Below are 12,386 nucleotides of genomic sequence, written 5' to 3'. Positions count from 1 at the left end.
AGGTTCATCGACCAATCGCATATCTGGACCGACAAAGGGCTGCTCGCAAGGGTGGCCCTTTGCCGTTGTGCGGTTGAACTGTGTCCCTTCGTGTATTGCATCGGTAATACGGAATGCAGCGCGCTTAGCCGCAAGCGCGGCCAGCTTTTGCTAGACATTCGATCGAGCGCGTGTGAGACGCCCCCTCATGCGTGGTCTTTATCTTATGGCCCTAACCCTTTCCTCATCTCTGCTTGGCGGATGCCTCGTCAAAGCGGCGGCTGATGTAGTGACGGCACCTGTGCGTGTCGCGAGCAAGGGCGTCGATCTGGCGACCACCAGCCAATCCGAAGCCGACGAAAAGCGCGGACGCGAGCTTCGCAAGGCCGAAGAAGAGCTCGGCAAGCTTAACCGGCGCTATGAAGACCGATTGGAAGATTGCCGCGACGGGAGCGAACGCGCATGTGGCGAAGCGCGTGACATCCATTCCGAAATTCAGGCGCTGCTGGAAAGTAATCCGGCGCTGGGCGAAGCTGCTGCAACGCCCGTAGGAAATTGACTACCCGGCCGGGGTGGCTGCGCGCCGCAATCGATCATTGATGGCTTCGCCAATGCCCTCATTGGGTATTTGCACTATGGCAATCCGGGGGTGCTCGCTGGCTGCAGCCTGATGCAGGCAATCATACAGCCGCGTGGCGGCTTCATCGAGATCACCCGAGGCCGAAAGCGTGCAATCGCCCGAAATTCCGCCGAACCCGATCAGGAATTCGCCTGCATCAGCGGCGTCTGCGTTCAACCGCAGCGGCTTGCCCGGCGCATAGTGGCTGGCGAGTTGGCCCGGGGCCTCAATACTCGCATCAGCCCTTTCACTGAATGTGCCATGCAGGCCATTGATCCGGATGGGGCCCGGACGCAATTCGTCTAGCGAACCATCTGCTCGCACCGCCAGAATTGTCGACTCCAAACCTGCTTCGCATACCCCCCCGTCAATCACCGCATCAATCCGCCCGTCCAGCGTTTCAAGCACATGTTGAGCGCTGGTCGGGCTGATGTATCCGCTGCGATTGGCTGACGGTGCTGCCATTGGAAAGTCGAGCACCCCCAGCAGTTCACACATCACGGGGTGCGCTGGCGCGCGCAGCGCCAATGTGGGCAGTCCAGCCGTAACAGCAGGTGCAAGTCCGCAGTCCGCGCGAATTGGCAACACCAAAGTCAGCGGGCCCGGCCAGTATGCATCTATAAGCTCGCGCGCTTTCGGATTGACCGCCGCGTAACGCCCCGCTTGCTCAGCGCCGGTCACGTGGACAATCAGCGGATTGAAGCCGGGCCGCCCCTTGGCTTGGTAAATCTTAGCCACAGCATCAGGGCTGTCTGCTCGCGCCGCCAGCCCGTAAACCGTCTCGGTGGGAACCGCTACAAGCCCGCCACGTTCCAGAATCGCAGCCGCACGCGCGATGCCTTGCGCATCGGCACGCAGCACTTCCGTAGCGTTCTTGTTACCGGCCATGCCTGCCCGCTATAGGGGGTACTGCAAATTGCCAAGAGATTCCCGAACAAAAGGAAGCAATCAACGTGACTCCTTACAAGCCCGCCACCCAGGACCAGCTGCTCGCAATCCGCGTTAATGCCGGGATCGAAGAGCTCGCCAAGACTGAACGCTTTACCTCCGCCGAGGCCGATCTGGTCGAAGCAATTGTCGAAGGTGTTGGCCAATTCGCCGCGGGCGAGTTCGCGCCGCTCAACCGGATCGGAGATCTGGAAGGGGCGAAGCTTGAGAATGGTGTGGTCCGGTTGCCCGACGGATTCAAGCAGGCCTATGACGAATATGTCGCGCAAGGCTGGAACGCGATCGCATCGCCAGAGGAATTCGGGGGCCAGGGCCTGCCCTTCACATTGGCGTGCAATGTGCTGGAAAATCTAGGTTCCGCCAATATGGCATTCAACCTGCTGCCCATGTTGAGTGTGGGAGCAATCGAAGCGATCGAGCATCACGGATCTGACGCGCAACGAGCGAAATACATGCCCGATCTCGTCAGCGGCAAGTGGTCGGGTACAATGAACCTGACCGAGCCGCAGGCAGGCAGTGATGTTGGCGCACTGCGTAGCACCGCCACCCCCATCGAAAGCGGCGAACATGCCGGAAAGTATCTGATCCAGGGCCAGAAGATCTACATCACCTGGGGTGAGCACGAACTGGCAGAGAACATTATCCATCTGGTGCTCGCGCGGCTGCCTGACGCACCCGAGGGTTCGCGCGGTATCTCGCTGTTCCTTGTGCCCAAATACCATGTGAAGGATGATGGAAGTCTCGGCCCGAAGAACGATCTGCGCTGCGTCAGCCTGGAGCACAAGCTCGGTATCAATGCCTCACCCACCTGTGTGATGAGCTATGGCGACAATGGTGAATGTATCGGCGAACTTGTCGGCGCGGAAAACCGCGGGCTGATGGCAATGTTCACAATGATGAACAATGCGCGCATCAATGTTGGCAATCAGGGTGTGCAGATCGGTGAGCGCGCGACCCAGCAAGCGATTGCATACGCGGCGGATCGCGTCCAGTCGGCACGCGCCGGATCACCCGACAAAACTCCTGTGGCGATTATCGAGCATCCAGATGTACGCCGCATGCTGCTGCGTATGAAAGCGCTGACCGAGGGGGCACGCGCACTCCTCTATTACTGTGCGGGTCAGGTCGATCGCGGGAGGATCGGCGACAACGCAGCCAAGCTGCGCGCGGAAGTGCTTGTTCCTTTGGTCAAGGCATGGGGCACCGATATCGGCATCGAGGTCGCCGGAATGGGCGTGCAGGTGCACGGGGGAATGGGCTTCATCGAGGAAACCGGCGCGGCACAACACTGGCGCGATTCCAAGATTGCCCCGATATACGAAGGCACCAACGGTATTCAGGCGGCCGACCTGGTCACGCGCAAGCTGGGGCTCGAGGGGGGCGGCGTCGTGCAGTCACTTATCGCCGACATCCTCGCGGAATCGGCTGACGAGCCGCAATTGCGCGCGCTAGCGCAAGATTGCACCTCTGTCGCCAGCTGGATGAGTGAAGAGGCAAGTCTGGATGATCGCCTGGCTGGCAGCGTGCCGTTTTGTACCATGCTCTCTGTTGCGGTCGCCGGATGGCAGCTTGCAAAGCAAGCGAAAGCCGTTGCAGGCGGCGCAGCGCCAGCGCTTGCCAAGACAAAGCCCGTCACAGCCCGATTCTTCCTCGATCGCATCGTTCCGGAGGCAATGGGTCAGGGGGCCGCCGCTACAGGCGGCGCTGAATTGCTTTACAGCCTTTCAGCCGATGCCTTCGCCGTTTAAGTGTTAGTGCGTGGACAACGACCAAGCCCCCGATCATGACGCGCTGCTTCGCATTGCAAATGCGTTAGAGCGAATAGCTCCGCCTGCCCCGGCAGCTATCAATTGGCGCACAATGCCAGCCTATGTCTGGGACGGAAAGAACGCGCGCGAGCTCGAGAAGATCACTGCGCCCGATCTCGATGATCTTCGTGGAATTGACCGCCAGAAAGAGCTGGTGCTCGAGAACATCGACCGATTGGCTTGGCGCAAGGCGTCGCATGACATGCTGCTATGGGGCACGCGCGGAATGGGAAAATCCGCGCTGGTCCGATCCGCTGCACGTCGGGTGCAGGATGGTGCGTCCATGGCCCTGGGGCTTGTACAAGTCGCACCTGATGCGCTTGATTCATTGCCCGAACTGTTCAGTCGACTTGGCGGCGAAAAGCGCCAGTTCCTGATCTTTATAGATGATCTTGGTTTTGCCGAGGAAGACACTGTTGGTCCGCGCCGTTTGCGAAGCTGGCTTGAAGGCGGCGTAGAGGCAAGGCCGAGCAATTGCCGGCTCGCCGTCACATCCAATCGCCGCGCCATTCTCGCGCGTCAGGCAAGCGAGCAAAACTCCGGCTCTGACGAAAGCCCGCTCAACCGCCGCGATACAACCGATGACAAGCTTGCTTTGGCTGATCGTTTTGGACTGACCGTGGGTTTCCATCCATGCAGCAAAGGTGCCTATATCGAGATGGTCAGCGCCTATGCCGGTCCGCTGGAGTTGAAGTTCAGCGAAGAAGAGGCGCTTGAATGGGCAATGCAGAGCGGGCAGCGGTCCGGCCGTGCCGCTTGGCAATTCGTCGTCGAACTGGCGGGTCGAGCCGGGAAGAAGCTTTAGCCCGCTCTCTTACTGAGCGGGAACTTCGCGCGCGTAATCCTCCTCATTGAAGGATGCCCGGGCATCACCCGTCAACTGGCGGCGGGGCGGTAGTGAGTCTGATTGAAGTCGCGCAATACCTGCTCCTGGCTCCGCTCCGGGTGCGTGAACTCGCCAGATAATCCCGGCGGTGTCATCAGTCATCAGCAGTGATCCGTCGCCCGCCCATTCGACCCAGGTCGGTCTGCCTTTGGTGGTGCCGTCCTCGTTCAGAAACCCGTCCAACACGGGAACCGGCAGACCTTCTGGATTGCCGAGTTCATCAAAGGCGACATAGACCAGATCGTATCCCGATGGTGGTTTGCGGTTCCACGAGCCGTGGCGCGCAATGAATGCCCCGCTTGCGAATGTCTCGCCCATCCTGTGCCCCTCTTGCGTAAACACCAGACCCAACGCAGCCACGTGGGGGCCGAGCGCGTATTCGGGCTTGCGCGCATATTCAGCAAGATATGCTGGACGCGGAGCTTTGACGCGCTCGTCGATATTGGTGCGCCAATAAACCCACGGCCAGCCGTACTGGGCGCCAATCGGCACATTGGTCAGATAGTCTGGCACCAGATCTCCGCCGAGCATGTCGCGCTCATTCACTGTGGTCCAGAGTTCGCCCGACCAGGGGCTGAACGCTAGGCCGTTGGGATTGCGCAATCCACCGGCAAACTGGCGCTGGCGATTGGTTTCGAGATTATACTCCCAAATCATGGCACGGCCTTCTTCGACCTCCATGCCTTGCTCGCCGATATTGGATACCGAACCAACCGCGACATAAATCCGCGTGCCATCTTCGCTTAGCTCGAGGTTGCGCATCCAGTGGCCGCCACCAGGTGCCAGATCCATCAGCTTGGTCGGCTCACCGGTTACGCTATCTGCGCCCAATTCATAGTCATACGCCAGCAAAGCATTGTGGTTGGCGACATAGAGCTTACCATCATGCCACCCCATGCCCGATGGTGAGTCCAAACCATTACTTTCATTAGCAATTGTGCGCCGTATCTCCGCGATACCGTCATTATCCCCATCACGCAGCAGCACAATTTCATTGGCAGAATCTCCGGTAGCCCCTGCACGGGTCATCAACCAATCGGCGATCAAGGCCATGATGCCGCCATCTTCCTCGCTTTTGGGTGATCGCGTAAGCGTGACGAGAACGTCTCCATTCGGCAGCGCCTGAAGCACGCGCGGATGATCAAGCCCTTCGGCAAAGCGTCCAACCGCCAGACCTTCTGCTGCGTTCGGCGCGTCGCCATCATCCCATCCCACCGGTTTGGCGATCTGCACCGTAGGGACGGGTTCGGGATTGGGTTCCTCCAGGGTCGGGTCGGTTCCCGCAACCGCCTCAATCGAAAGCTCGGCGGGGCTTCCGCGTGATACCCACCAGAGGGCCGCGCCGAGAAGCACAAGAATGACAAGGAGGGCGATCAGGATCTTTTTGAGAATGCTCATGGGTGTCAGGCATAAGCCCGGTCCATGCGAGCGGCAATAGGCTACATTCAACAGACATGGCACCCGGATCAGCCGCGGGCCTTGCTATTTGACCGGCTCCGCTTAGATCGCTTCCCACGATGTATGATTTCAAACTCGACGAGAACCTCGATGCCAACGAGCGGTACCGACAGCTATGTAACGCTGCGGATGCGCTAACCGCGACCGAGAGTGACCCCATTGCCAATATGGCGAATATAGCCGCCCTCATATGGGAGTTTGTGCCCGGACTGAACTGGGCTGGGTTCTATCGGGTGTTGGAGAACGATGATGGTGAAGGCGAGCTCGTCCTCGGCCCGTTTGTTGGCCGCCCCGCCTGTATCCGCATTCCGATGGGCGCCGGCGTGTGCGGGACCGCCGCGAAAACAGGCGCGACTCAGCTTGTCGAGGATGTGCACGCATTCCCCGGACATATTGCGTGTGATTCTGCCAGCCTGTCCGAAGTGGTGGTGCCGGTTGTCCGGAATGGTCAAGTTGTCGCGGTTATCGATCTGGATTCCCCTGAACCAGCCAGGTTCAAGCCTGAGGATGCCGCAGGGATCGAGCAACTGGCGCGGCTGCTTGCCAACCGCATTTAACGAGAATCGCTAAATAGCTCATATTTAAGGGTTTTCTGGCACTCAAGTTGCGCGGCGCAACTTTCGATCAGTCAGCCAATGTGGCAAAGTTGCGCGGCGCGACTTGGATTACTTCAGATATCACCGCCGGTTAGCCGCTGACAGATCAGATCGAGTTGATCGAGTGTGCGGTATTTGATTGTGACTGCGCCCTTGCGCGGGTCCGCATCGGTCTTGATCCGCACAGTCAGCCCCAAGAACTCTTCCAGATGCGCCTGTACAGCTGCAATGTCCGCGTCCTTGACGGGATCGCGCGTAGTGCGTTTGGTCGATTTGCGTGCCTTGGGCGCTATGTCGCCGCGCACCAGGTCTTCAACTTCGCGCACACTCAGCTTGTCGCGAACCGCCTGTTTAGCCAGTCTCGCCGCGTCATCATGGCCGATCAATGCACGGGCATGCCCCATGGAGAGCTCACCTGCCTCTACCAGGCCCAGCACGCCCTCTGGCAAGGCAAGCAAACGCTGCAAATTTGCTACATGGCTGCGTGATTTTTCAACCATTTGCGCGATCTCAGCCTGTGTCAGACCTTCTTCATCACTCAGCCGGTGATAAGCGCGTGCTTCCTCGACCGGATTGAGATCTTCGCGCTGAATATTCTCGATCAAGGCCAACGCCATGACTTCACGTTCGTCCAGCTCGCGGACCAAGGCGGGAATCTCGTGCAAGCGCGCCTTCTGAGCGGCTCTCCAGCGACGCTCACCCGCCACGAGCTGGAAGCGCCCTCCACCTTTGGCGGTAACGATAATCGGTTGGATAACACCGCGCGCGGCAATCGAAGCCGCCAGCTCTTCAAGTGCCCCCTCATCGAAGCGCTTCCGCGGCTGACCAGGCAAAGGTTCGATCGAAGAGATCGGGATAGAGCTCAATCCATTCTTCGCATAACCTTCTGAATTAGATGGATTTTCGGAGGATTCAGTGTTTGCCGGCTGTGCCAGAGGCTCCTCGCGCTGGGCTTCCCCCATCAACGCACCAAGCCCACGCCCCAGTTTCTTCCTGCGGTCCGCAGCGCTGCGCTGCGGCACCGAAAAACGGATAGGATCGGTGGAATCGCTCACGCGGCTTTCCTTTCTTCGGGCAGGCGGCCGATCAATTCTCGCGCCAAAGCGATATAGGCGCGGCTGCCCGCACAGGCATGGTCATAGACCAAGGCTGGCAGACCGTGGCTGGGTGCCTCGGAAAGGCGCACATTTCGAGGGATGACCGTTTCAAACACCAGTTTGCCCAGGCATTCACGCACATCTTCCGCCACCTGATCGGTCAGACGGTTACGGCGGTCAAACATCGTCAGTGTCACACCGACAATTCCGAGGCCAGGATTGAACCGCTGTTGAACCTGCTCAACGGTCTGCAAAAGCTGACTAAGCCCTTCTAAAGCAAAGAATTCACACTGAAGCGGGACCATCAGCGTGTTGGCGGCTGAAAGCGCGTTCAATGTCAAAAGACCAAGCGACGGAGGGCAATCGACAAAGCAGATGTCATGCCCGCGGTGATTGGCCAGTGCAGCGGAGAGACGGGACGTACGTTCGTCCATGGAGACGAGCTCAACCTCCGCACCACTCAAATCGACAGTCGCCGGAACAATGTCGAGCCCGGGAATGCTGGTTGGCACCATAGCTTCTGCCAGGGGAAGACCTTCCACCAAAACATCATAGCTCGATGCCTTGCGGGCCTCGACACCCACACCCAGCCCGGTTGAGGCATTTCCTTGGGGATCAAGGTCAATCAACAGCGTGCGCCAGCCGATTGCGGCCATAGCCGTCGCGATATTGATCGCCGTCGTGGTCTTGCCCACACCGCCCTTTTGATTGGCTATCGCAATTGTGATCATCCGCCTCGCCTGCCTTTCTGCAGTTATTTGCTTACGATGATCCCCGCTTCCTCATCGGTCAAGGACTGTTCCACGTGAAACATCCCGCGAATCTTTCGAGGCATCGCTTGAAGTTCTTGCGCCGCCGAACGCCCCTTCGGCAACAGATAGGTGGTTGCCTTTGTGGAAAAGGGTGCGGACAAGTTGAGGAGTTTTTCCAATGGCGCAAAGGCACGCGCCGAAATAACCGATGCTTTGAAGGGCTCGACAAGCTCCAAACGTCGACCCTCAACGCGGCAATTACCCAAATCAAGCTCGCGCACCATGTGTTCGAGCCATTCAACGCGGCGCGCACGGGATTCGACGAGCACAATCTTCCACTCCGGCCGCAGTGCTGCGATCACCAGGCCAGGAAAACCCGCTCCTGTGCCCAGGTCGAGCCACGGCCTGGAGGGTGTTTCACGTGGAACAAGACGCAGGAGCTGGGCACTGTCTGCTATGTGCCTGACCCACATTTGGGCCTCTGATGGCCTCGAAATGAGGTTTTGACGCTGATTCTCTTTGATAAGTGCAGCGCTTAACGCTTCCAGACGCAACATTCCTGCCGCATCGGTTAAGCCTTCGACGAAAGCTCGGGCAGAAGTCTCGTCTCGCAAAACCTGTTCCATCAGGCCGCCACCTGCCTGCGCCGCGCGTGGACGAGCAATGCAGAGAGCGCCGCAGGGGTTATCCCAGGCACACGCCCGGCAGCCGCCAGATTTGGCGGTTTGGCAGCCATCAACCGCTCAACCATTTCGTTAGAAAGGCCTGGCACATCTCCGAATGGGAAGTCGCCACCGAGAGTCAAAGCCTCGCTTGCGCGCAAATCCCGCAGTTCCGCCTCTTGCCGCGCCAGATAGGGTGCATAGGTCGCATCCTCCGCCATCTCGGCGATCAGCGCATCCTCTGGATCCAGATCAGCGGTCAACCAGGTGCTCAGATCACCCAACCCAACACCATCATGCCTCAACCACTCACTAACCGGCTTGTCCCCTCCATCACGGCGGACATTGAGACCAGCGTCGCTCAGCGCTTTAGCTGGGATCATCACGTCAAAATACGGCGCCAGATCGGTTCTGCGCGCCTCGCGATCCTCAAACCACTTGCGCCGCGTATCTCCAATACAACCCGCAGTAATGCCCAGCGGCGTCAATCGCGTCGACGCATTATTAGCGCGCAACCGTAACCGGTACTCCGCACGAGCGGTCAGCATACGGTAGGGCTCTGTGACGCCATGCAGTGTCAGATCATCAACCATCACCGCAATATAGCTGTTCGCGCGATCCAGTTGCGGGGGCTCCTTGCCAAGCATACTACCCGCCGCATTCAGTCCGGCAACCAACCCCTGTGCGGCCGCTTCTTCATAGCCCGTCGTACCGTTGATCTGCCCTGCACAGTAGAGTCCGGGAATGGCCCGAAGCTGCAAGTCCGCTGTTAAAGCCCGGGGATCAATGTGGTCATATTCCACTGCATAACCAGGAACTTCCATAACGACCTTCTCCAGGCCTGGCATCGCGCGCAGCATCGTGAGTTGCACATCAACCGGCAGAGATGTGCTTATCCCGTTGGGATAAACGAGATGTGTGTCGATCCCCTCGGGTTCCAGAAAAACCTGATGGCCGTCACGGTCGCCAAACCGGTGAATCTTGTCCTCGATGGACGGGCAATAGCGTGGGCCCGCTGCGCCGATAGCACCTGTGAACATGGGCGATCTGTGCAAATTGGCCCGGATGGCATCATGCGCGACCTCGGTCGTCCGTGTGATCGCGCAGAAAATCTGGGGGTTGGCGCGGCGTTCAACGAGCGGCGACATTGTCCAATGATCTGCATCCGACGGCTGTTCTTCCAGGCGTGCCCAATCGATGGTGCGTCCATCCAAACGCGGAGGTGTTCCGGTTTTCAGCCGAGCCATCGGCAAATCGGCGGCGCGCAACTGTCTGGCAAGCTCCTGAGCTGAGTTCTCGCCTATGCGGCCTCCTTCAAACCGCTCTTCCCCGCGAAACAGCGTACCACCAAGGAATGTCCCGGTGCAGAGAATGACTGTTGGAGCCGTGAGCACGGTTCCATCGCTCAGATTGAGACCACCAACCCGGCCACCCTGCAGCACAAGCGATGCAGCCTCGCCTTCGATCAACTCAAGCCCGGCCTGCGCCTTCACCGCGCGTTGGACTGCGGCTTTGAACAATTTGCGATCGGCCTGCACACGAGGGCCCCAAACCGCGCTACCCTTCGATCGATTGAGCATGCGATAGTGGATAGCGCCCGCATCAGCAGCGCGACCAATCACACCATCGAGCGCGTCAACTTCGCGAACCAAATGGCCTTTACCCAACCCTCCGATCGCAGGGTTGCAGCTCATCGCCCCAATCGCGTTCAAATCAAAACTCACCAGACCAACGCTCGCGCCCATACGGGCCGCCGCGCAGGCCGCCTCGACACCGGCGTGACCGCCGCCGACAACGAGTACATCATAGTTTCGCATGAGACGCCCGATACTCCGGGTATACCTCGGGGTCAAAGCCCTTTCGGCCCTAGCCATCCTCGGTATGGTCGCACGACATGTTCCACGTGAAACAACTGGGCTTTGCTTCGATTATTTTCCGATGCAGAAGCGCCCAAACAGCGCGTCGAGCATATCCTCTGTTGTAGCCCGCCCGATCAAACGGTCAAAAGCGAGGCGTGCACGGCGCAAACTCTCGGCAATCAGCAGCGGATCTGTGGAGTCATGCGCTTCTAACAGAGCCCCGTGGCTATCTTGAAGAAGGTTATGCTGACGCGCGTTGAGAGCCGCCTCTCCCGGTTTGGGCAATGTATTTCGAGCGAGTTCGAGCAATCCTGACTTGAGTTCACCCACCCCCTCTCCTGTGAGAGCAGAGACCCGAAACATGGGCGCCGATTTAACCAAATGCGTTGGATTATCCACCTGGGCTTCAATCCCCCACGCACCATTCGGCTCATCGTGATCAGGCCCCAACCACAACACCAAATCGGCACTTTTCAGCTGGCTGCGCGCACGGTCGATGCCAATTGCTTCGATTGCATCGTCACCACCATCATGAAGGCCCGCAGTGTCCACAAAGGTAAAGGGTACACCGCTGATCGCCACAGACCGTTCAATCACATCACGCGTTGTGCCCGCAATCGGCGAGGTTATAGCGGCCTCACTCTCAACCAACGCGTTGAAAAGAGTGGATTTCCCTGTATTTGGCGGCCCCGCTAACACAACACGAAACCCCTCACTCAACCGCTCAGAACGTGGACGCTGCAGAAAATCATCCAATTGATCGGAAAGCAGCTGTACGCGCGCGGAAAAATCATCTGCAAGGCCGCCTACATCAGCCTCGTCGGAAAAATCGAGCGCAGCCTCGACTTCAGCCGCCAAACGCAGGAGCGCATCGCGCCATTCTTCAACCTGCCGCGACAACCCTCCTCCTGCCATTGCCATAGCTGCGCTGCGCTGGAGCTCGGTTTCCGCGCTTAGCAGATCAGCCAGGCCCTCCGCCTCGGCCAAATCTATCCGTCCGTTTGCAAAAGCGCGGCGAGTGAACTCTCCAGGTTCAGCCTTACGAAGACCTTTGAAGGAGGAAAGCTCGCTCTCAATTGCAGCAACTACTGCGCGCCCGCCATGACAATGCAATTCCAGCAGATCTTCGCCGGTGGCTGTTTTTGGACCCGGAAACCACAATACCAAGGCCTCATCCAACACAGTGCCATCCACAGCGTGCAACCTCGCCAAACTTGCCTTGCGCGCCGGGATGTCGCGACCCACCATCGATTCAAGGGTGGTTCCGGCTGCAGGGCCGCTGATGCGGATTACGCCGATTGCGGCCGGCGGCGCACCGCTAGACAATGCAAAAATTGTGTCAGTCATTTGCGGCTGCACCGATCCTAGTCGTCGCTAGGTTTCTTTCTGTCACCCGCAGAGCCCATTCCGCCGCTCATGAAATTCTGGAACATCTGCATCCCCATCTGCCCCATCGGCGCAAGATGCTTGGCAAAATCCTGCAATTGGTCCGGGCTCGAGACACCCTTCATCGCCTTCGTCAGGCTGTCGACATAGACGCTGTTTGCCTCCGACACATCGGGCAGACCCATGAATGCCCGCGCCTCCTCGGGTGTGCAGTCGATCTCGATATTGACCTTCATCGCGATTCCTCCTTTGCCTCGCGCTTATCAGGCGAGCATCCTCTCAAATTTGGGTTTGGCAAACCCGCTTGCCAAGCGATAAGCCGCTTTCACCAAGAAT

The 12,386-nt window shown here is 58.8% G+C and carries 12 protein-coding genes; 4 read left to right on the top strand and 8 right to left on the bottom strand.

Features of this window, described 5'->3' with window-relative positions; genetic code table 11:
- Positions 1-187 precede the first annotated feature (187 nt).
- Positions 188-538: a hypothetical protein gene (locus tag QZ487_RS02500; RefSeq protein ID WP_285976198.1), complete on the top strand. Its 351-nt coding sequence runs from the start codon at positions 188-190 to the stop codon at positions 536-538.
- Here QZ487_RS02500 and QZ487_RS02495 read toward each other — a convergent pair whose 3' ends face one another.
- Complete coding sequence (locus QZ487_RS02495) at positions 539-1,486, bottom strand: L-threonylcarbamoyladenylate synthase (protein ID WP_296023190.1); 948 nt, start codon at positions 1,484-1,486, stop codon at positions 539-541.
- A 65-nt stretch (positions 1,487-1,551) separates the two neighbouring features.
- Here QZ487_RS02495 and QZ487_RS02490 point away from each other — a divergent pair, with 65 nt between their 5' ends.
- Both QZ487_RS02490 and QZ487_RS02485 read left to right on the top strand, forming a co-directional pair.
- Positions 1,552-3,294 carry an acyl-CoA dehydrogenase gene (locus QZ487_RS02490; RefSeq protein WP_296023189.1) on the top strand — a complete coding sequence of 581 codons (1,743 nt, stop codon included), beginning with the start codon at positions 1,552-1,554 and terminating at the stop codon, positions 3,292-3,294.
- A 10-nt stretch (positions 3,295-3,304) separates the two neighbouring features.
- Positions 3,305-4,159, top strand: a complete 855-nt coding sequence (locus tag QZ487_RS02485; protein ID WP_296023186.1) for a DUF815 domain-containing protein — start codon at positions 3,305-3,307, stop codon at positions 4,157-4,159.
- Between the two features lie 9 nt (positions 4,160-4,168).
- On the opposite strand, the gene QZ487_RS02480 is transcribed toward QZ487_RS02485, so the two are convergent.
- Positions 4,169-5,638 (bottom strand): PQQ-dependent sugar dehydrogenase, encoded by a 1,470-nt coding sequence (locus tag QZ487_RS02480; protein WP_296023185.1) that lies wholly within the window; start codon positions 5,636-5,638, stop codon positions 4,169-4,171.
- Between the two features lie 119 nt (positions 5,639-5,757).
- Here QZ487_RS02480 and QZ487_RS02475 point away from each other — a divergent pair, with 119 nt between their 5' ends.
- Positions 5,758-6,255, top strand: a complete 498-nt coding sequence (locus tag QZ487_RS02475; protein ID WP_296023184.1) for a GAF domain-containing protein — start codon at positions 5,758-5,760, stop codon at positions 6,253-6,255.
- A 113-nt stretch (positions 6,256-6,368) separates the two neighbouring features.
- On the opposite strand, the gene QZ487_RS02470 is transcribed toward QZ487_RS02475, so the two are convergent.
- The 6 genes from QZ487_RS02470 to QZ487_RS02445 all read right to left on the bottom strand — a co-directional run bounded on the left by QZ487_RS02470 (position 6,369) and on the right by QZ487_RS02445 (position 12,286).
- Positions 6,369-7,256 (bottom strand): ParB/RepB/Spo0J family partition protein, encoded by an 888-nt coding sequence (locus tag QZ487_RS02470; protein WP_285976935.1) that lies wholly within the window; start codon positions 7,254-7,256, stop codon positions 6,369-6,371.
- Positions 7,257-7,345: 89 nt separating this feature from the next.
- Positions 7,346-8,122 carry a ParA family protein gene (locus QZ487_RS02465; protein WP_285976192.1) on the bottom strand — a complete coding sequence of 259 codons (777 nt, stop codon included), beginning with the start codon at positions 8,120-8,122 and terminating at the stop codon, positions 7,346-7,348.
- A gap of 23 nt (positions 8,123-8,145) precedes the next feature.
- Positions 8,146-8,769: a 16S rRNA (guanine(527)-N(7))-methyltransferase RsmG gene (gene rsmG, locus QZ487_RS02460; protein ID WP_296023182.1), complete on the bottom strand. Its 624-nt coding sequence runs from the start codon at positions 8,767-8,769 to the stop codon at positions 8,146-8,148.
- Entirely contained in the window at positions 8,769-10,622 is a 1,854-nt protein-coding gene (gene mnmG, locus QZ487_RS02455; protein WP_296023181.1) for a tRNA uridine-5-carboxymethylaminomethyl(34) synthesis enzyme MnmG, read from the bottom strand. Before mnmG ends, rsmG begins: the two co-directional genes overlap by 1 nt.
- 111 nt (positions 10,623-10,733) lie before the next feature.
- A complete protein-coding gene (gene mnmE / locus QZ487_RS02450) occupies positions 10,734-12,011 on the bottom strand; it encodes a tRNA uridine-5-carboxymethylaminomethyl(34) synthesis GTPase MnmE (protein ID WP_296023179.1) in 1,278 nt (425 codons plus the stop codon).
- 17 nt (positions 12,012-12,028) lie between these two features.
- Positions 12,029-12,286, bottom strand: a complete 258-nt coding sequence (locus QZ487_RS02445; protein ID WP_285976188.1) for a DUF6489 family protein — start codon at positions 12,284-12,286, stop codon at positions 12,029-12,031.
- Between the last annotated feature and the right edge of the window lie 100 nt (positions 12,287-12,386).

It is taken from the genome of uncultured Altererythrobacter sp. (genome assembly GCF_913057185.1).
Taxonomy (GTDB): domain Bacteria; phylum Pseudomonadota; class Alphaproteobacteria; order Sphingomonadales; family Sphingomonadaceae; genus Erythrobacter; species Erythrobacter rubellus.
Note: the sequence above shows the minus strand (reverse complement) of the source record. Positions and strands in the feature narration are given on the sequence as shown.